At 44.7% G+C, this 17,719-nt stretch carries 21 protein-coding genes and 1 riboswitch; of the genes, 17 read left to right on the forward strand and 4 right to left on the reverse strand.

Annotation, left to right across the window (positions count from 1 at the left end; genetic code table 11):
* The first annotated feature begins 16 nt into the window (after positions 1 to 16).
* From ACFQ2J_RS15185 to ACFQ2J_RS15220, 8 genes are all read left to right on the forward strand, one after another.
* Positions 17 to 1,075 carry a M20/M25/M40 family metallo-hydrolase gene (locus tag ACFQ2J_RS15185; protein WP_386062322.1) on the forward strand — a complete coding sequence of 353 codons (1,059 nt, stop codon included), beginning with the start codon at positions 17 to 19 and terminating at the stop codon, positions 1,073 to 1,075.
* Between the two features lie 304 nt (positions 1,076 to 1,379).
* Positions 1,380 to 1,574 (forward strand): hypothetical protein, encoded by a 195-nt coding sequence (locus ACFQ2J_RS15190; RefSeq protein WP_386062324.1) that lies wholly within the window; start codon positions 1,380 to 1,382, stop codon positions 1,572 to 1,574.
* A gap of 19 nt (positions 1,575 to 1,593) precedes the next feature.
* Positions 1,594 to 2,013, forward strand: coding sequence for a metallothiol transferase FosB (gene fosB, locus ACFQ2J_RS15195; protein ID WP_386062326.1), 420 nt, complete (start codon positions 1,594 to 1,596; stop codon positions 2,011 to 2,013).
* Positions 2,014 to 2,029: 16 nt separating this feature from the next.
* Complete coding sequence (locus tag ACFQ2J_RS15200) at positions 2,030 to 2,413, forward strand: VOC family protein (protein WP_386062329.1); 384 nt, start codon at positions 2,030 to 2,032, stop codon at positions 2,411 to 2,413.
* A complete protein-coding gene (locus tag ACFQ2J_RS15205; protein ID WP_386062331.1) occupies positions 2,410 to 2,895 on the forward strand; it encodes a tetratricopeptide repeat protein in 486 nt (161 codons plus the stop codon). The genes ACFQ2J_RS15200 and ACFQ2J_RS15205 overlap by 4 nt, the downstream gene beginning before the upstream one ends.
* Positions 2,855 to 3,379 (forward strand): GNAT family N-acetyltransferase, encoded by a 525-nt coding sequence (locus tag ACFQ2J_RS15210; protein ID WP_386062334.1) that lies wholly within the window; start codon positions 2,855 to 2,857, stop codon positions 3,377 to 3,379. Before ACFQ2J_RS15205 ends, ACFQ2J_RS15210 begins: the two co-directional genes overlap by 41 nt.
* 10 nt (positions 3,380 to 3,389) lie before the next feature.
* The gene (locus tag ACFQ2J_RS15215) at positions 3,390 to 3,923 is read left to right on the forward strand and encodes a DJ-1/PfpI family protein (protein WP_386062336.1); all 534 of its coding nucleotides are present in this window, start codon (positions 3,390 to 3,392) and stop codon (positions 3,921 to 3,923) included.
* Positions 3,924 to 4,058: 135 nt separating this feature from the next.
* A riboswitch (FMN riboswitch) is annotated at positions 4,059 to 4,202 on the forward strand.
* 170 nt (positions 4,203 to 4,372) lie between these two features.
* On the forward strand, positions 4,373 to 4,951 hold the full coding sequence (locus ACFQ2J_RS15220) for an ECF transporter S component (protein ID WP_386062339.1): 579 nt from the start codon (positions 4,373 to 4,375) through the stop codon (positions 4,949 to 4,951).
* A gap of 47 nt (positions 4,952 to 4,998) precedes the next feature.
* On the opposite strand, the gene ACFQ2J_RS15225 is transcribed toward ACFQ2J_RS15220, so the two are convergent.
* The 3 genes from ACFQ2J_RS15225 to ACFQ2J_RS15235 all read right to left on the reverse strand — a co-directional run bounded on the left by ACFQ2J_RS15225 (position 4,999) and on the right by ACFQ2J_RS15235 (position 6,844).
* Complete coding sequence (locus ACFQ2J_RS15225; RefSeq protein ID WP_386062342.1) at positions 4,999 to 5,376, reverse strand: TraR/DksA C4-type zinc finger protein; 378 nt, start codon at positions 5,374 to 5,376, stop codon at positions 4,999 to 5,001.
* 20 nt (positions 5,377 to 5,396) lie between these two features.
* Complete coding sequence (locus ACFQ2J_RS15230; protein WP_386062345.1) at positions 5,397 to 5,792, reverse strand: hotdog fold thioesterase; 396 nt, start codon at positions 5,790 to 5,792, stop codon at positions 5,397 to 5,399.
* 113 nt (positions 5,793 to 5,905) lie between these two features.
* Complete coding sequence (locus tag ACFQ2J_RS15235; RefSeq protein ID WP_386062348.1) at positions 5,906 to 6,844, reverse strand: 1,4-dihydroxy-2-naphthoate polyprenyltransferase; 939 nt, start codon at positions 6,842 to 6,844, stop codon at positions 5,906 to 5,908.
* Between the two features lie 260 nt (positions 6,845 to 7,104).
* Between ACFQ2J_RS15235 and ACFQ2J_RS15240 the strand changes: the two genes are divergently transcribed.
* The 8 genes from ACFQ2J_RS15240 (at position 7,105) to ACFQ2J_RS15275 (ending at position 16,110) form a co-directional block, all read left to right on the forward strand.
* A complete protein-coding gene (locus tag ACFQ2J_RS15240; RefSeq protein ID WP_386062351.1) occupies positions 7,105 to 8,517 on the forward strand; it encodes an isochorismate synthase in 1,413 nt (470 codons plus the stop codon).
* Entirely contained in the window at positions 8,496 to 10,232 is a 1,737-nt protein-coding gene (gene menD, locus ACFQ2J_RS15245) for a 2-succinyl-5-enolpyruvyl-6-hydroxy-3-cyclohexene-1-carboxylic-acid synthase (RefSeq protein ID WP_386062354.1), read from the forward strand. The genes ACFQ2J_RS15240 and menD overlap by 22 nt, the downstream gene beginning before the upstream one ends.
* Positions 10,233 to 10,237: 5 nt before the next feature.
* A complete protein-coding gene (gene menH / locus ACFQ2J_RS15250) occupies positions 10,238 to 11,041 on the forward strand; it encodes a 2-succinyl-6-hydroxy-2,4-cyclohexadiene-1-carboxylate synthase (protein ID WP_386062356.1) in 804 nt (267 codons plus the stop codon).
* Positions 11,042 to 11,074: 33 nt separating this feature from the next.
* The gene (gene menB, locus ACFQ2J_RS15255) at positions 11,075 to 11,893 is read left to right on the forward strand and encodes a 1,4-dihydroxy-2-naphthoyl-CoA synthase (RefSeq protein ID WP_386062359.1); all 819 of its coding nucleotides are present in this window, start codon (positions 11,075 to 11,077) and stop codon (positions 11,891 to 11,893) included.
* 354 nt (positions 11,894 to 12,247) lie between these two features.
* Complete coding sequence (locus ACFQ2J_RS15260) at positions 12,248 to 13,738, forward strand: o-succinylbenzoate--CoA ligase (protein ID WP_386062529.1); 1,491 nt, start codon at positions 12,248 to 12,250, stop codon at positions 13,736 to 13,738.
* Positions 13,735 to 14,835, forward strand: a complete 1,101-nt coding sequence (gene menC / locus ACFQ2J_RS15265; protein ID WP_386062363.1) for an o-succinylbenzoate synthase — start codon at positions 13,735 to 13,737, stop codon at positions 14,833 to 14,835. The genes ACFQ2J_RS15260 and menC overlap by 4 nt, the downstream gene beginning before the upstream one ends.
* Before the next feature lie 110 nt (positions 14,836 to 14,945).
* Positions 14,946 to 15,698 carry an IucA/IucC family C-terminal-domain containing protein gene (locus tag ACFQ2J_RS15270; RefSeq protein ID WP_386062366.1) on the forward strand — a complete coding sequence of 251 codons (753 nt, stop codon included), beginning with the start codon at positions 14,946 to 14,948 and terminating at the stop codon, positions 15,696 to 15,698.
* 85 nt (positions 15,699 to 15,783) lie between these two features.
* Positions 15,784 to 16,110 (forward strand): hydrolase, encoded by a 327-nt coding sequence (locus ACFQ2J_RS15275; protein WP_386062369.1) that lies wholly within the window; start codon positions 15,784 to 15,786, stop codon positions 16,108 to 16,110.
* Between the two features lie 46 nt (positions 16,111 to 16,156).
* Here the strand turns inward: ACFQ2J_RS15275 and ACFQ2J_RS15280 are convergent, their stop codons facing one another.
* Positions 16,157 to 16,966 carry a DUF6612 family protein gene (locus ACFQ2J_RS15280; RefSeq protein WP_386062371.1) on the reverse strand — a complete coding sequence of 270 codons (810 nt, stop codon included), beginning with the start codon at positions 16,964 to 16,966 and terminating at the stop codon, positions 16,157 to 16,159.
* Between the two features lie 128 nt (positions 16,967 to 17,094).
* Between ACFQ2J_RS15280 and ACFQ2J_RS15285 the strand changes: the two genes are divergently transcribed.
* A complete protein-coding gene (locus ACFQ2J_RS15285) occupies positions 17,095 to 17,694 on the forward strand; it encodes a hypothetical protein (protein ID WP_386062374.1) in 600 nt (199 codons plus the stop codon).
* Positions 17,695 to 17,719: the final 25 nt, after the last annotated feature.

The raw sequence follows: 17,719 nt of genomic DNA on the forward strand, positions 1-17,719 counted from the left end.
AAAAAGGAGGATGACCATGGAACAACAACGTTTGGATTTTTTACTGGAATTATTGCAGACACCTTCTCCGTCCAGCATGGAAATGGAGATTCAGAAAAAGTGGATACAAGAAATGAACAGCTATGCGGATGAAATCCGCACCGACCACGCCGGAAATGCAATCGCAGTATTGAACCCGGAGGCTGAGTTCAAAATCATGCTTGCCGGCCATTGCGACGAAATTGCATTAGTGATCAATCGGATCGATGACCACGGCTATCTCCATATCGATAAAATGGGCGGAGTAAATCCGAAAGCGGCTGTAGGAATGAAAGTGACTGTACTCGGTTATCAAAAAACGGTAACAGGAGTCATCGGGGTGAATGCCCAGCATCATGGAGGATTGAAGGGTGACTTTGATCTTGGTGATCTTTTCATTGATTGCGGAGCAAAATCAAAGCAGGAAATGGAAGAGCTTGTCCAGATCGGTGACCTTGCTGTCTATAAACGGGAGCCGGAAGTGCTGATGGACCGTTACATAGCTGGTCGTGGATTGGACAACAGGACGGGTACATTCATAGTCGGTGAAGTACTTCGTCGCCTGTCAGATAAAGAGATTAACGTCGGAGTGTACGCTGCAAGTACCGTCAATGAGGAAACAAACATGGGCGGTGCATACTTCGCGGCAGCAGGTGTAGAGCCTACAATGGCGATTGCCTGTGATGTCACCTTTGCGACCGACTATCCGAATGTCGATAAAAATAAGCATGGAGATGTACGTCTGGATGGAGGTCCGGTGTTGGCGAAAGGTGCACCAATCAACCGAAAAATCAATGGGTTGCTCGAAGCGACGGCCAAGAAGCTGAAAATGGATGTCCAATATGAATTGACACCTCGCATGACAGGAACGGATGCAGATAAAATGCGTCTGACAGGGAAAGGCGTCCCGGTAAGTCTTGTTTCGCTGCCATTACGATACATGCATTCGCCGGTAGAAACGGTAAGCATCAAAGATATCGACGAAGAAATCGACCTTCTTGTAGAAATGATTGCAGGCATGACAGGAACGGAAAGCCTGAACCCATTAGAAGACTAACGATTTTTTAAAAAAGATGAGTCACGAGAGTATAAAGTGAAGTCAACATACGCAGACTCCAGCGGGAACAGCACAAGTCTGAAGACCCCGGAGGGAAGCGTTCTGTGCTTGCCGAGGAGGCTGAGGCCGTGCCCGCGGAAAGCGGAGTATGCTGATGAAGCGGTAGATGCCATCATAAGAGAGGTCCGAACTAATGGTTCGGATCTTTTTTAGTTTTATTTAAACAATAGATGGAAAAGTGATCCTTGTGAAATATTTGGAAATTTGAAATAATGTATGGCATGATGATTCGAGGAGGGAAAGCATGCGCTCACTCAAAACACAGATGACCTTAGCTATTGCTACAGCACTATTATTTGTTGCAGGCTCATTTTATTACGTGGAATTCTCAGGAAAAGAAGAATTCCTCCCAATCAGGATGATCTTTTATTTTGTTATGATTTCTTCGGTATTCAATGCTGGCCTATTGACCCAGAAATATATAGGTGCGAGAAACTGATTGATCAGGAGGGAAGGTAATGAAAGTGCGTGGATTGAACCATCTGATGTTCTCTGTCTCAGATTTGGAAAGATCGATCGATTTTTATAGGAAAGTATTCGATGCAAGGCTGTTGGTGAAAGGTAGGACGACTGCCTATTTCGATCTTGCTGGGATGTGGCTTGCTTTGAATGAAGAAACCGATATCCCGCGGAATGAAATCCATCAGTCCTATACGCATCTGGCTTTTACTGTGGAAGCCTATGATCTTCCTGATCTACATAAGAAGCTGGATGCTTTGGGAGTGAACATCCTTCAAGGTCGTACGAGAGATGAACGGGATAAAGCATCCATCTATTTCACCGATCCGGATGGACATAAGTTTGAATTTCATACTGGAACTCTTGAGGATCGCCTGAGTTATTATAAGGATTCGAAACCGCATATGACTTTTTATTAAGAAGAGAGGGATTGAGATGGCAAGCTTGACGGGAATCACTTTTCAAGTAAGGGTAACAGATTTTGAAGAAGGTATTCGATGGTATCGGCTGCTTTTCAACAGGAAACCGGATTTTATTCCGCACGAAGACTTTGCGGAATGGGAAATGGTAGAAGGGACTTGGCTCCAGGTCGCAAAAGGGAAACCAGCGGAAGGTAGTGGTCCGTTGAGGCTTGGTGTCGAGAATATTAAAAAAGAACGTTCCAGATTGATGGACCAGTTGAATCTTGAATTAGAAGCTGTCAACACAAGAGAAGGAGTACCAGCTGCATGGCTTTCATTTGAGGATCCTTATGGAAACCGACTCGGTTTGTTTCAGGATTTGGAAAAACGTCCATTTCGAGAAGGTGAACAAGGATGAAGCGACTGAAGGAGATATTGGAAACAGACGATTTGGAACAAGCACATGTACATATTATTGATTTGCTGGAATCCCATCCTGATGATGCAAATGTCCGTTTCCAAATCGCTTCTGCCCATGATGCGTGTGGGTTTGAAAGAGAAGCGATTCGCCATTATTCAGACGCATTGAAAATCGGATTGGAGAATGAAGTGGAACAGCAGGCATACATACAGTTAGGAAGCAGTTACCGTTGTATCGGTATGTATGAGAAGGCGGAGCAGCTATTGGAAGAAGGATTGAAAAAGCACCCGGAAAACGCGGCGATGAAGGCGTTTATGGCAATGACGAAGTACAACTTACATAAAAATAAAGCGTCTCTGCAGTTGTTATTCTCTGTCATATTAAATCAGGATAACACTGACCCGTGGATCCTGAAATACAAGCAGGCGCTGCTTTTCTATGCTGACCGGATCGATGATACATGGCAGACGGAGGAATAATAAACAGAAAGTTGGAGCACAAGTGGAACTGAACTTTACTGAGATACCTGAGGGAGAAAGGCTACCTTATTTGCCTTATTTACTGATGGCAGACGAATCTCCTGAAATCATCAAGCCCTATATTGACCTTGGAGACTTGTTCGCGCTCGGCATTCAAAGAGAAGTGGCTGGAGTTATGCTCTATATACCTGTTGATTCTCACACGATAGAACTTAAGAATATTGCAATCAAGGAAGCATTTCGTGGAAAAGGTATCGGGAAAAAGGCCATTGATTACGCTTGTACGTACTACAACAATGCCGGTTATGAAACGTTGAGGGTAGGTACGGCAAATTCAAGTATTGAAAATCTAGCTTTCTACCAGCGGGCAGGTTTCCGGATGACGGGTGTGATAAAGGACTTTTTCCTTCAGTACCCCGAACCGATTTATGAAAATGGCATTCGTGCACTTGATATGATTCTGTTTGAAAGAAGCCTGGGGTAGGAGGGGTTTTATGTACACAGGAATCATCCTTTATCAACGATTCAGCGAATACGAACTATCTGTATTGCTTTCTGTTCTGAGCCAAGGTAATAAACCTGTAAGATACATCGGCTTGGACAGCACTACTGTGCAGGGGGAAGCTGGATTGACGTGTGTGACACAATCCAAGGTCTCTGACTTACCTATTGATGAACTGGACAGTGTCGTTCTTCCTGGAGTGGAAGATTTCCAGCATCTGGTCGGTCATCAAGGGTTGATCGATTTTTTGAAACATGTCCAAAAAGAAAACATGCCGATCGGGGCAATTTCAAGCGCCCCTTATTTCTTAGCAATGAGTGGACTTTTGGATGGGTATCGTTATACGACAGGACTGACCGAAGAACAGAGAATGTTTCTAGGCACATTCCAGGAGGATAACTATATCGATGCACCAACTGTCCAAGATGGTAATATCGTCACTGCCAAAGGTGCTGCATTCATTGATTTTGCGATTACATATGGAAAACTCCTTCAGTTGGAATTCAATGAAAGCTGGTATCGGTAACCAATTTTCACTTGAGCCATATGATAAGTACATCTATTGAAATGCCTATAAAATGAACAACCATTCATTTTTTCAAGCAAAAGTATTGTAGATTCATAGAGTTAGGTATAAAATAGTGGTACAGCATAATATCGATTCCATCTTCGGGGCAGGGTGAAATTCCCGACCGACGGTGATGGGTGTAATGCCCTTAGTCCGTGACCCGTGAGGCTTTGCCGAGCGGTGGACCTGGTGAAAATCCGGGACCGACAGTTACAGTCTGGATGGGAGAAGATGTCGAGTGAAAAGAAGGTACCTTAACGTACCTCTAGTTTCCTATGACTTCATTTATTAAACTCCCCCGAAGCGTAATAAGCGCATCGGGTTTTTTAATGAAAAAGAATAGACGGAAGCTTTTCGCTCACCTTCATCGGGATGTGAATCGGAGCTGAAGATGAAGGGAGAGATCGATGATGAACCAATCATCAAAGTTATTCAAGTTGATCGTTTTAGCTATTTTCGGAACAATGTCGATGGTACTGATGTTCCTGAACTTCCCACTGCCGTTTCTGCCGCAGTATTTAAAAGTGGATTTTAGTGAAGTGCCGGCATTGATTGCTGCCATCCTGTTCACACCGGCAGCCGGAGTAATCGTAGAGGGATTGAAGAATTTGTTATATCTCATCTACACAGGTGCGGGTGACCCAGTTGGGGTTGTTGCGAATTTTGCAGCAGGAGTCTTATTCGTCGTACCAGTAGCTATGCTCTACCATAAAGTGAAGAGCACGAAAGGATTAGTTTCCGGGCTTGTTACTGGAACGGTTGTCATGGCACTGGGAATGTCAGTGTTGAACTATTTCATCATATTGCCTGCGTATAGCTGGTTCATGGGCTGGGAGACGATGAGCGCCCAGGTGAAATGGGTGACCGTAGTTGCTGCAATCCTGCCTTTCAATGCATTGAAAGGGATCATTGTTGCGCTATTGTTCGTACCATTATTTGCGAAACTCCAGCCATGGATGAGACAGAAACGATTGAACGTAACCTAATAAAAAGCCAATAAAAAAGAGTAAGGAAGTGGCCTGAGCCACATTCCTTACTCTTTTTCCATTTCTTCTTGTTCTTCCACAGTATAGCGGGCTGTAGGCATTGCCTCCAAACGCTCAAGTGGAATTTCTTTTCCTGATTTTTCACTTTTACCATAGGTGCCTTCTTCAATTTTCTTCAATGCATCTTCGATATCCATCATTCGTTCACGTGCCTGTTCATAAAAGGTCTGCTCTTTCGCACGTTCGAATTGATCTGTACCGGAATTAGCGGGGTGATCCTGAACACTGGATAATTCACCAGTTTCATCGTTCTGATAAGTTTCTTTGGCTTCATCATTGTGATAGTCCTCTAGTTCGGCCTCTGTTTCTTTTTTCATGGTTACAAGTTTCTCTTTGAATTGCTGCAATTGTTTATCGGATAACATTGTGAAGTCTCCTCCCTGTTTCAGGAATTATTTACAGGAACTACTCCAATCGTACAACGCGATGTGCAAAGCAATACGTTCTCTTCATCCGTGATTTCGATCGTCCACACCATTGTATTCCTGCCTATGTGTACAGGTAAGGCGGTTGCGGTCACCAAACCGTCTCGCTTACTTTTGATGTGGTTGGCATTGATTTCAAGTCCGAAAGCGCGGTGGGTCTGGAGGTCGATATTCGCTACAGCACCGATGCTCGCTGCTGATTCAGCCAATGCTACATTCGCGCCACCGTGCAGATAGCCAAGTGGCTGGTGGGTCGAAGCATTGACAGGCATCGTCATCACGACTTTATCCTTTTCTAGTGTGACAACTTCCATTCCCAGTGCTTCCATCATCGTGTTGGAAAAAGATAGTTCCATCGTTCATCATCCTTTTGTAAGTATTTCCCCAGATATGTATCTTAAAACATGGGTGAGGGGAGGTATGCGTTGTAATCAGATATGAAAAAAGCGGCATCGGTGTGCCGCTGATCTCAGAGAGGAAAATATAATTGAATCAGTAATGATAAGCCGAGCAAAGCTCCGTAAATTGTGTTGGTCTGTGCAGTGGCTTTCATAGCAGGCATCATTTCAAGTGGCATCGACTTTCCTATAAAACCTTTCACTGCTTTGATGGCTTTCTTGATGCTCAGCAATGTCAGCAGACTCCACAATGGCAGCATTCCAACTGCAATGAATACAATTGTCAGCCCGTAAGCAAGTACGAACATTGTCGCCAGAAAATAAATCGCATTTTTTCTTCCAAGCAGGATTGCAATCGTCTTTCTCCCGTTTTTCTTATCCCCATCCAAATCTCTGATGTTATTTGCAAGCAGGATTGCACCTACGAAGATGGCTACAGGTATGGATACCCAGAGTACAGTAGCGGTGATTTGAAGTAAATGGATATAATAGCTGATGCCAATGATGACTGTACCCATGAAAAAGCCGGCAACAATTTCTCCGAATGGTGTATAAGCGATTGGGTATGGTCCGCCTGTGTACAAGTAGCCGAAAAGCATGGAGACCAAGCCGATCCCAGCAATCCACCAGCTGGAGGATGCACAAATATAGATTCCTAGAAGCATTGCAATACCGAAGAATCCTAGTGCAAGTCCAAGGACTGTTCGAGGTGAGATACCATCACGTACGATTGTGCCACCTATTCCGACTGACTGTTCATTATCAAGGCCGCGTTTGAAGTCATAATATTCATTGAACATATTGGTTGCTGCCTGAATGAGCAAGGAAGCGAGCAGCATTGCAGCAAACAATGGAAGGTCGACGTTTCCATCGAGTGCAGCCAGCATGGTTCCAACAAAGACGGGTACGAATGCGGCCGTCAGTGTATGGGGACGTAAAAGTCGCCACCAAACCTGGAATCCTTCTTTTTCATTCAGCGATGATTTAATGTTAGGTTGTGCAGGGTTCATGATCTTTTTCTCCTTCATCTTGTAACGGTAGTGATACTAATCAATCTTAAGTGTATGGAAACAGGGAAATCGTGTCAATATCAGTGATTGGAATCAATAGGAAGTAAGCCTTTCTTGAGTCGGAGCGGAAAAGGGAATAAAATAGAGGAGGAGCCTTTTGGAATGGCTATGACTGTCGTTTTTCCAAAGGGTTTATTATAATGGTCTTGTGACTTTTTATTTCAAAATAATAACATTCCTGATTTTCAGGAGGGAACCCTATGATTTTAACGAAAAATGCAACACGCGATGAAGTAATTCAACAGGTATTGACGGAGGCGGTGCGTACCAGTGAACCTCAGCTGATCAGCCTCGTTGAAAAAATAGATCCGATCGATCCCTTTCTTTTCTATGCAGAAGGAACAACGATTGCTGACCACCGTACATTTTGGAAAAGTGCGGAAGGGGATGTTGTCATTGCTGGCGTCGGTAGTGTCACGCGTCTACGGGCGAGCAAGGGAGATAGATTCACAGAATTAGAGAATCAATGGAAATCATTGATGGAAGAAGCAGTCGTCTATGATCAGTACGATCAGAAAGGTACAGGACCTGTAGCACTTGGAGGATTCAGTTTCGATCCTAAGAAAAAAAGAACAGAGCTGTGGAAGAACTTTCCTGACCACCAGATGACCGTTCCTTCCTATTTGCTGACTAAAAATGGGAGCGAGCATTATTTTACAATCAATGCGCTCGTGTTTCCTGATGATCATAAAGAACAGCTGAAGTTCCAATGGGACCAGGATCGTGAACGTCTCCTTTCTGCGACAAGTCACGACTTTATTCCCCCGGAAATAATCGCAAAGGAAGAAATCGATCCGGAAGAGTGGAAGCAATCCGTAAAGAAGGCTACTGAAGATATTCTTAACGGTAAGCTGGACAAAGTTGTCTTAGCGCGAGAGCTGCAGTTGGTATTTGATGAAAAAATCGATCCTGCTCAAGTTCTGCAGCACCTGGAGGATTCCCAGTCCAACAGTTATCTGTTCGCGATCGAGAGTGATGGCGATTATTTCGTAGGTGCCACACCTGAACGGCTCGTGAAGGTTGAAAACCGTGAGCTCACTTCAGCATGTCTTGCAGGAACAGTGCCAAGAGGAGCTACGGACGAGGAAGATCGACTTTTAGGTGAATCGTTATTGAACGATGAAAAGAACCTTGAAGAGCATGGATACGTTGTGCAAATGATACGCGACGCCGTGGAGGCTTGCAGTGAGGAAGTGGATATTCCGGAACATCCGGTTTTATATCCTCTGAAAAATTTGCAGCATTTGTACACGCCTGTACATGCGAAGTTGAACGAAGAGCATACGTTGCTCGATGTCGTTTCAAGGCTGCACCCTACACCTGCGCTTGGCGGGTTGCCGTCTGCTGATGCCGTCGATTATATCAGGGGAAAAGAACAGTTGGATCGAGGCTGGTACGCTGGTCCAGTAGGCTGGTTCGATTCAAGGCAGAATGGTGAGTTCGCCGTTGCCATCCGTTCCGCATTGTTACGTAAGGATCGAGCGTCCCTATTTTCCGGCTGTGGAGTCGTAAAAGACTCTATTCCGGAGGATGAATATGAAGAAACAGCAGTCAAGCTCATGCCGATGCTGTCAGTCTTAGGAGGAGCACCATGGACCACACTGAAACAATGACACGATATATTGCTGCATTCATTCAAAGTCTAGTTGAAGCCGGCTTGAAGGATGTAGTCATTTCACCAGGATCAAGGTCGACGCCACTTGCGATGACATGCGCTGAACACCCTGAAGTCAATCATTGGGTGAATCTCGATGAACGTTCTGCAGGTTTCTTTGCCTTAGGTATCGCGAAAGAGCAGCAACTGCCGGTTGCCTTGATATGTACGTCCGGGACGGCTGCAGCAAATTACTATCCTGCAATCGTAGAGGCCTATTACAGTAGAATTCCTTTGGTTGTCCTGACCGCTGATCGGCCTCATGAATTGCGTGATACTGGAGCACCTCAGGCAATTGAACAGATTAAGCTGTATGGAGATTATGTGAAATGGTTTCATGATCTTGCGTTACCTGAGGCACAGCCATCCATGCTTAACTATGCTGCACGAACCGCTGCTCGTGCTGTCCACGAGGCGGAGCATGGGAATAGCGGTCCTGTTCACATCAACATCCCGCTGAGAGAGCCGTTAGTACCTGACTTTACACTTTCAGAATTATGGAAGCCGCTGGCGATTGAACCGCCTCTTACAGGGAAACGGAAACTTGGTGAACAGGAAGTTGAATGGCTTCTTAAACAATTGGACGGTAAACATAACGGCCTTCTCGTAGTTGGACCGCAAACCGATCCGGCTTTAGGAGCCTCTGTCGATGAACTTGCTACAAAGTGTAATCTTCCGGTACTTGCTGATCCATTGTCAGGCATACGTGCGGGGCAACATGGTAAAGCGAACATCATTGAAACGTACGATGCCATCCTGAAGTCAAAAAGATTGAAAGAGGCTCTCCGTCCGGATTTCATCATCCGCTTCGGTGCTATGCCTATATCTAAAGCATATTTGCAATGGCTGCAGACTTTGGATGAAACGAACCAAATCGTTGTCGAATCCGAAGCAGGCTACCGAGAACCATCCGGAACACAAACGACGTTCCTCTACGGGGATAGCACAAATTTATGTGAAATGTTGAGCTCTTCAATGGATGAACAACATAAAAGCTCTGGAGAATGGCTGGAAAAGTGGCAGTCGATGAATCGTACGGCAAAAGATTTTCTTCTGACGAAGAGTGACCGCGAGTTGAATGAAGGACATGTCGTGTCAGAACTGTCGTCTCTTATGCCGGAAGAATCGATCCTGTTTGCTGGTAACAGCATGCCAATCAGAGATGTCGATACCTTTTTCATGACAACTCCTAAGAATATCGCCATCATGGCAAATCGAGGCGGGAATGGAATAGATGGGGTAACATCTGCTGCGCTTGGAGCAGGAGTGTACGGTAAACCGGTGACACTGCTGATCGGTGACTTATCGTTTTTTCATGATATGAACGGGTTGATGGCAGCTAAACAATATGGATTGAATCTTACTGTCGTACTCATTAACAATGATGGCGGGGGAATCTTCTCCTATCTTCCACAGGCAGCTCATCCGAAGCATTTCCAGTCGCTCTTTGAGACGCCTATGGGGCTTGATTTCAAAAAAGCAGTTGAACTCTACGATGGAAGCTATCATTCTGTCGACAACTGGGATGCATTCGATAACGCAGTCCGTGCAAGCTATCATGGGGAAGGTCTGCATGTCGTCGAGGTAAGGACCAACAAGGCAGATAATGTTTCCTTCCATAAAGCTAAATGGAAGACGATTGAAGAAATGCTTATACAGCAACTGGAAGGTTGATTGAATTGTTCTATGAGGTAAATGGTACAAGCTATTGGGTTGAGGAGAGCGGTGAAGGAGAGCCGATCGTCTTTTTGCATGGCTTCACTTCCAGCTCAAAGACTTGGGAAACGGTGTTGCCCTATATCCGTGATGATTATCGCAAAATTGTAGTCGATCTTCCCGGACACGGCTGCACCACCAGTCACAATGGAATGCCTGATACGATGGAAGCGCTGTGTGAGGAATTGGCCCAATTGCTTCAACAGTTAGGGGTCGATCGGACCTCCCTTGTCGGATATTCTATGGGAGGCAGAACAGCCCTGTCCTTTGCAGTCACTCACCCTGAGCTTGTCGATAAGCTTGTCCTTGCAAGCGCCTCCCCGGGCCTTGACTCTACAGAGGAACAACTGGCTCGTCAGGCAAAGGATGAGACACTTGCGCAGTTCATCGAAAAAGAAGGAATCGAAGCATTCGTCAGTTACTGGGAAAACATCCCGCTTTTCCGGACCCAGAAGCAGCTGCCACCCGATGTGCGTGAAAAAGTGAGAAAAGAACGCATCGATCAGTCAGCTGCAGGTTTAGCAGCATCGCTTCGCAGTGTAGGAACGGGCGTGCAGCCTTCATGGTGGTCGAAGCTCGGAGAACTGGAATTACCTACTTGCCTGATCGTCGGGGAACTCGATGATAAGTTCGTCCGTATCAACAAAAGGATGCTGGATGAACTGAAACAAGCTGAAATGCATGTCGTTCCAGGCGTCGGCCATGCGGTCCATGTAGAAACCCCACGAGTTTTTGCTGAACATGTCAACAAATTCATGGTACAATAGGAAAGTGAAATCGCTATAAAGGAGGATACATTCATGGCAATTGAATGGGTAAACGAACGTAAATACGAAGATATACTTTATGAAACGTATGATGGAATTGCAAAAATCACAATCAATCGTCCGGAAGTACGTAATTCGTTCCGTCCAAAGACGGTTACTGAATTGATTGATGCATTTGCATGGGCTCGTGATGATTCCAATATTGGTGTAATCGTGCTTGCCGGTGCTGGCGATGATGCATTCTGTGCTGGTGGAGACCAGAAAGTGCGTGGTCATGGCGGATACGTAGGAGATGACCAGATTCCACGTCTGAATGTACTTGATTTACAGCGTCTGATCCGTGTCATCCCTAAACCGGTTGTAGCAATGGTATCCGGTTATGCAATTGGTGGCGGACATGTACTACATATCGTCTGTGACTTGACGATTGCTGCGGATAACGCTATCTTCGGTCAGACCGGCCCTAAAGTCGGAAGCTTTGATGCCGGATATGGTGCTGGACTGCTTGCACGTATGGTAGGGCACAAGAAAGCTCGTGAAATTTGGTTCCTATGCCGCCAGTATTCGGCTAAAGAAGCGATGGATATGGGAATGGTCAACACAGTTGTACCATTAGAGAAATTGGAAGAAGAAACGGTTCAGTGGTGTTCTGAAATGCTTGAGAAATCACCGACTGCTCTTCGCTTCCTGAAAGCATCCTTCAATGCAGATACAGACGGACTTGCCGGCCTGCAGCAAATGGGTGGAGACGCGACACTTCTTTACTACACGACAGATGAAGCTAAAGAAGGCCGTGACGCATTCAAAGAAAAGAGAAAACCGGACTTCAAACAGTTCCCAAGGTTCCCTTGATCGTTTGAAGCTGAATAAAACTATTGAAGCATCAGGCCATGCCCACCAGCAAGGCCTGATGCTTTACTCATTTTACATTCATGTTTTGCTAACCAAAAGAGTTTCCTAAAGTGACTTTTATGATTTCGAGATGGTTTAAGTGTTAAGGACGTTTGGGAAGGACTCGCTTTCCTGTGGGGGAACTGCCAAGCCTCCTCAGGCTTCGCCTTGTGGGGTCTAGCCTAGCTCCTTCTCCCACGGGAGTCTCGCCCTTCCCAAACGTCCTATACCGTATGTGTTCTCGAAATCACTATCAATCACCCTCACATTAAGAAAAACATAATAAAATTTGAAGGAGGGGTAGCTTTGAGTGACGTGATTCCACATTGGCTGGATAAGCAGGCATTTTTAAAACCGGAAGATATTGCTGTACAGACAGCTGATGGCCAGAGCCTGACCTTCCAAGAACTGAATGAGAAGAGCAGAATGTACGCTTCCTACTTCGCTGAACACGGTATTAAGAAGGGGAGCCATGTAGGAGTCCTATCCTCCAACTGTGTGGATATGATCATAACCATACATGCATTAAGTTATATTGGAACGGTCATTGTGTTATTGAATACCCGACTCACTCCATCAGAAATCTCCTTCCAGTTAAAAGACTCAGAAGCGACTTACCTGATCACGAATACTGCACTAAAGGATAAGGGTAGGAATTCCATGGAGGGTACGGGTATTCCTCCGTATCATCTGCTCACCTATGATGAAATTCAACCATTCGAAAAAACGATTGATGTTGTAACTGAATTGGAACTCGATCAATTGTTCACGATTCTATATACATCCGGAACGACAGGCAAACCGAAAGGTGTACAGCTGACCTATGGGAATCATTGGCATAGTGCGGTTTCCTCCGCATTGAACTTGGGGCTTTCACCGAACGATAAGTGGCTTGTCTGTTTACCGATGTTCCACGTAAGTGGATTCTCTTCCGTTATAAAAAGCGCATTGTATGGCATGCCGATCTATCTAGTGGAAGATTTCGATGAGCGCGCGGTTAATCATGCGATAAAGCATCAAGGTGTGACGATGATTTCGGTCGTTTCCCTCATGATGGAGCGCATGTTGAAAGAGCTTGGTGGTGGCGGGTATCCTGACCATTTTCGTGGGATGCTGCTTGGTGGAGGTCCTGCCCCACTTCATTTACTGGAGCAGGCAAAAGAGAAAGAGATACTTGTTTATCAAACCTACGGGATGACCGAGACCTCATCTCAAGTTGCCACACTGTCACCAGGGGTTGCATTGCAAAAAACAGGATCAGCAGGCAAAGCACTGAGCACCGCTCAGTTGAAAATTGAAAATCATCAGACTGCATGTGTGGTTGGTGAGGTTGGCGAAATCAAGGTGAAGGGACCAATGGTCACTAAAGGCTATTATAAAAGACCTGAGGCTAATTTAGAGACATTCAACGATGGATGGCTGTCTACTGGAGACCTCGGATACCTCGATGAAGATGGGTTCCTTTTTGTAGTGGATCGTAGAAAGGATCTGATCATTTCCGGAGGAGAAAATGTCTATCCGGCGGAAATCGAAAGTGTAGTTACGGAGTTGAAAGAAGTAGTGGAGGCTGGGGTCATCGGAAAGCCAGATTCTCAATGGGGACAAGTGCCCGTTGCTTTCGTGGTGAAAGAAGAACATGCCCATTTAGGTGAAGAGGAAGTCATCAGCCATTGTAAACGGAGGCTCGCGAAATACAAGGTACCTACGACCGTCCATTTTCTCGAAGAGGTACCAAGGAATGCTTCGAAGAAAATCCTCCGTAGAAAATTAGTGGACCTCCTTTCGGAAATGGAGGGGGAAGAATGAACGTTGAGTCGGTGACATTGCGCAGAATCCGTATGCCATTGAAAAAACCGTTTGTGACCCACGCTGGTTCTGTTAAAGAGCGTGAACTCATTATCATCGAAACAGCTGACTGTGAGGGAACAACGGGGTATGGGGAAGTAACAGCCTTCTCCACCCCTTTTTATACAGCTGAAACGATCACTACTGCATGGCATATGCTTACGGACATATTCCTTCCTGCTGTCCATTGGGCGGACATCTCCCACCCTAAGGAACTTCCTGATCGGTTAAGCGGTTTCCAGGGAAACCAAATGGCAAAAGCAGGGCTTGAAGCAAGCCTATGGGATTTGTATGCTAAACAGAAAAATGTCAGTTTGAGTAAGCTGATTGGCGGCACCAGAGAAGCCGTGGAGACAGGAGTTGTCATCAGTCTGACGGATGACTTGGAAGATGTGCTAGAAGGCTATCTTCAAGAAGGATACCAACGGTTTAAAGTGAAAGTGAACAAATATGATGAAAAAAAGATGCTGTTGAAAATTCAGGAACTTTCCCAGGGAATACCTTTGATGATTGATGGTAATGGAGTCTACCAGCAAGAGGATCTGTCTCATCTGAAAGCCTTGGATGAACTGCATTTACAAATGATTGAGCAGCCGTTCCGTCCTGGAGACTTCTATTTGCACCAAACGCTGCAGAAAGAAATGGACACTCCGGTTTGTCTAGATGAATCGATTTCAAGTTATGATGATGCATTCCAAGCGCTCTCGATGGATAGTTGTCGGATTATCAATATTAAAGCAAGCAGGGTAGGAGGCCTTTCGGAAGCGATTGCCATCCATGACCTTTGCGTTGAATCGAACGTGCCTGTATGGTGCGGTGGGATGGTCGAGAGTGGAATTTCACGGGCTCACAACATTGCACTTGCCAGCCTGCCGGGCTTTTCAATTCCTGGGGATATATCTTCTTCCTCAAGGTTTTGGGAGCGAGATCTCATCCAACCTGAAGTGTTTGTTGAAAAAGGCAGTATTGCTGTGCCTGAAAAGCCTGGTATCGGTTTCAATATTGATTATGAATACCTCGACTATATTACTACCGAGTCGTTCACTTTTCACAAATGAAAATGATTATCATATTCATTGACACCGTACATCCATCCTTTTACACTTGAATAGGAAAGAAATTTGTCCGGTAACATAGACTAGGATAGATGGATATTGAGGTGAGCATGATGCAAAAATTGACACCAGCAGAAGAAGCTTTTCTGGACGATCATTTCCGCTATCTCTCGATGGCTTATCAAGGGCAGCAGCCCCTTGAAATTGTAGATGGAAGTCAGTTAGAAACGAAACAGGATCTTCAACACGTGCTGGACCGCATACATGTATTTATGGAATCTGAGCTGATGCTGACGACAGCTTCTATATTTGCAAAGCGTTATGCTTATTACATGGTGACTGGGCCACTCGCGTTAATGTCTGCTTTCGATAAATTCCCTGATGTACGCTTTGAAAATTTTCGATTTGTCCGAATGGATGAAGCGAAAAAGTGGCTTCCTAAATTCGAATTGATCGATAAGACTGTCAGCACACCTGGTGAAGGTGAGCGAAGAGAATGGGTAAAGAACAGTCTAGAAACGTTATTCAAACAGAATGTAAGGCCGCTATTCCTTCATTTGAATCAAATGACTCGATTATCAATGAACGTGTTATGGGAGAACTTCGCGATTTATTTATACTGGTTCTATGAGCTCGAGGCACAGAAACTATTCGAGGGTGAGCAATTAGCCAGAATCCGTGATGACTTCCATATGATGCTGAATGAATTTGATGGCGACGTTTTCGGAGAAGAGGAAAATCCATTCTTTTACTTCCAGTATCAAACGAAGAAACCGACAGGCAAACGAGAACGGAAGTATTGCTGTCTCACCTATCGCAAGAACGAATCCAGCGGATACTGCAAAACATGTCCTCACCGTTGCTAAAAGCAGCCGTGGGGATATTTTTTTCATATATCGCATGGTTTTCCCTCAGTCTGTATAACCTAAGGGCAGAGTGAGGAGTGATTGTATGGAAAAAGAGAAGTATTATGTGAATTTGGGCACCCAGGAAATTTCCCTCAACCATGATGCAAATAATGATGACTTCATCATCCAGGCCACACCGGAAGAAATCATCGAATTAAGGACGGTTTTCGATGAAATGTATATCGCAGATGAATGGAGTTTCTACAGGTCTCATGTGCCTGCCCGTCCTTATCATAAGGATAAGTCGAATGATGAATATGACGAAGGGATGAAAAGAGCGTTTCGTATGCTGCATGATCTAGGCGATGAGACGACGAAGCACCATATCGAGAGTATGGGTGTGCTCGAAGAATATACCCAAGACGATTAAAAGCGGTGAGGCATCCAGCCTCACCGCTTTTTTGTGTTCCTGATATTCACTCATGACCTAAGCCTGGTAGTTCCTCGGCCTGTTCCATCACTTCATCTGGTACTTTAATATTCTTCACTTGATTGAACTTGCTGTACACAGCATTGATTTTTTGATTGATGGTTGTACGTTCACCATTTTCTTCAAGTTCGATTTCGAGTTCCATATCAAGTTTCTCAGGATAGTATTTTTCCTTATCAATCGTATAGTTGAAAGATAGCTGATTCGTCGTAAGCCCTTCAAACATTTCTTCATTGAACTGACCTTCAGGGAGATTTTCTTTCATGATTGCCTGGACCAATTTGTTGACTTTTTCACCTTCAGCATCAAAGGTAAGTATGTAGGAGTCTTCTTTATTCTCTAGGGAGAAGTCTTCTGAGTATTCCTTAAGCAATTCCATCTGTTCACTGGGATTTTGCTGCATGTTCCCCATCTGATTAAGATCTTCCAGTAATTTTTCAGGGGCTTTATACCATTTGGTTTCCCCGTTCATTGATTCATTGAGGTATAGAGCCTCTTCTGTATAATACATCTCTATTTTCTGCCCCATCATCTCCATCGTCTGATGAAACGCTGAGGGTTCCACTTGAATGTCAGAGGACAGGCTTGTGGTAGTGTTCATGCCGGGGAAGTCTTCCATTCCTTCCATCGTGATCTCCTGGTCCATCGTTGCCTCCATGTGGAAGCTTTCCAATTTTTCGCTTGCTTTGACTGCCTTTTGGAAGAGTTCTCCTGCTTCCTCTGATTCTGTCTTGCTGCATGCTGATAGAGCGATCAAAGCCAGAAGCATAAAAGTAGTGAAAGTCCATTTCTTCATTGCATTTCCTCCTATTTGATTGTTGTAGTCGTAAAGTTTCATTTCCAACCGCTTTGCCGATAGACGTTTATGGGGTTTTTCATAAAGGAATACTACCTTATGAAAGCCTTCTTCAAAGGGGGATAAAGATGAGAAATTACGACAAAAAGACGAAGCACCTACGCTACGGAATGCTATTCCTGATCGCAATGTTAACCATCACGATTAATAGTGACACTGGGATAAATGCGGAAAGTCCGCAAGACATAGCACTTCATTCTAAGGCTGACTTAACTATACAAGATAAAAAAGAGCCTTTACAAGGTGATGTTCATAAGGAAAGGGAAAATGAGTCGAAAGAAGTCGAACAACTTGACCATGAACTGATTGTGGAGCTTACAGAAGGCTTCATGAATCAGCTCGTTCAACCTGTCGATGAAGCGAATAAAGTGAAGAACTATGATTCTAAAGACTCGTTACTTAGTGATTTTGAACCTTATTCAAGCATAGAGGTTGCCCGAACCTATGTAGATTATTACTATAAAGAAGACCAGGAAGGATTGTATATCCGTCCTACCGAAACACCTCCATGGTTTGTAAATGAAGCACCTTATGATAACATCAAACTAGATGATCGTCATTTCCGTATAAAGCAGACGAATAAAAGTGAACTTTATGGTGAATACACCATCCAAATCGACTTTGAATATGATGGAGCGTGGAAGATCACCCGGATTGAACATTTGTAATACTACGATGCAGAGTAAAAGGCAG

The organism is Thalassobacillus hwangdonensis, assembly GCF_042675915.1.
Classification (GTDB): domain Bacteria; phylum Bacillota; class Bacilli; order Bacillales; family Halobacillaceae; genus Thalassobacillus_A; species Thalassobacillus_A hwangdonensis.

Excerpts from the sequence above, each read along its gene's own strand:
- ACFQ2J_RS15270 (WP_386062366.1), top strand. The coding sequence starts at position 14,946 with ATGCAAAAATTGACACCAGCAGAAGAAGCTTTTCTGGACGATCATTTC.
- ACFQ2J_RS15275 (WP_386062369.1), top strand. The coding sequence starts at position 15,784 with ATGGAAAAAGAGAAGTATTATGTGAATTTGGGCACCCAGGAAATTTCC.
- ACFQ2J_RS15280 (WP_386062371.1), bottom strand. The coding sequence starts at position 16,966 with ATGAAGAAATGGACTTTCACTACTTTTATGCTTCTGGCTTTGATCGCT.
- ACFQ2J_RS15285 (WP_386062374.1), top strand. The coding sequence starts at position 17,095 with ATGAGAAATTACGACAAAAAGACGAAGCACCTACGCTACGGAATGCTA.
- menB (WP_386062359.1), top strand. The coding sequence starts at position 11,075 with ATGGCAATTGAATGGGTAAACGAACGTAAATACGAAGATATACTTTAT.
- ACFQ2J_RS15200 (WP_386062329.1), top strand. The coding sequence starts at position 2,030 with ATGGCAAGCTTGACGGGAATCACTTTTCAAGTAAGGGTAACAGATTTT.
- ACFQ2J_RS15215 (WP_386062336.1), top strand. The coding sequence starts at position 3,390 with ATGTACACAGGAATCATCCTTTATCAACGATTCAGCGAATACGAACTA.
- ACFQ2J_RS15225 (WP_386062342.1), bottom strand. The coding sequence starts at position 5,376 with ATGTTATCCGATAAACAATTGCAGCAATTCAAAGAGAAACTTGTAACC.
- fosB (WP_386062326.1), top strand. The coding sequence starts at position 1,594 with ATGAAAGTGCGTGGATTGAACCATCTGATGTTCTCTGTCTCAGATTTG.
- ACFQ2J_RS15220 (WP_386062339.1), top strand. The coding sequence starts at position 4,373 with ATGATGAACCAATCATCAAAGTTATTCAAGTTGATCGTTTTAGCTATT.
- ACFQ2J_RS15240 (WP_386062351.1), top strand. The coding sequence starts at position 7,105 with ATGATTTTAACGAAAAATGCAACACGCGATGAAGTAATTCAACAGGTA.
- menD (WP_386062354.1), top strand. The coding sequence starts at position 8,496 with ATGGACCACACTGAAACAATGACACGATATATTGCTGCATTCATTCAA.
- ACFQ2J_RS15205 (WP_386062331.1), top strand. The coding sequence starts at position 2,410 with ATGAAGCGACTGAAGGAGATATTGGAAACAGACGATTTGGAACAAGCA.
- ACFQ2J_RS15185 (WP_386062322.1), top strand. The coding sequence starts at position 17 with ATGGAACAACAACGTTTGGATTTTTTACTGGAATTATTGCAGACACCT.
- ACFQ2J_RS15235 (WP_386062348.1), bottom strand. The coding sequence starts at position 6,844 with ATGAACCCTGCACAACCTAACATTAAATCATCGCTGAATGAAAAAGAA.
- menC (WP_386062363.1), top strand. The coding sequence starts at position 13,735 with ATGAACGTTGAGTCGGTGACATTGCGCAGAATCCGTATGCCATTGAAA.
- ACFQ2J_RS15210 (WP_386062334.1), top strand. The coding sequence starts at position 2,855 with ATGCTGACCGGATCGATGATACATGGCAGACGGAGGAATAATAAACAG.
- ACFQ2J_RS15230 (WP_386062345.1), bottom strand. The coding sequence starts at position 5,792 with ATGGAACTATCTTTTTCCAACACGATGATGGAAGCACTGGGAATGGAA.
- ACFQ2J_RS15190 (WP_386062324.1), top strand. The coding sequence starts at position 1,380 with ATGCGCTCACTCAAAACACAGATGACCTTAGCTATTGCTACAGCACTA.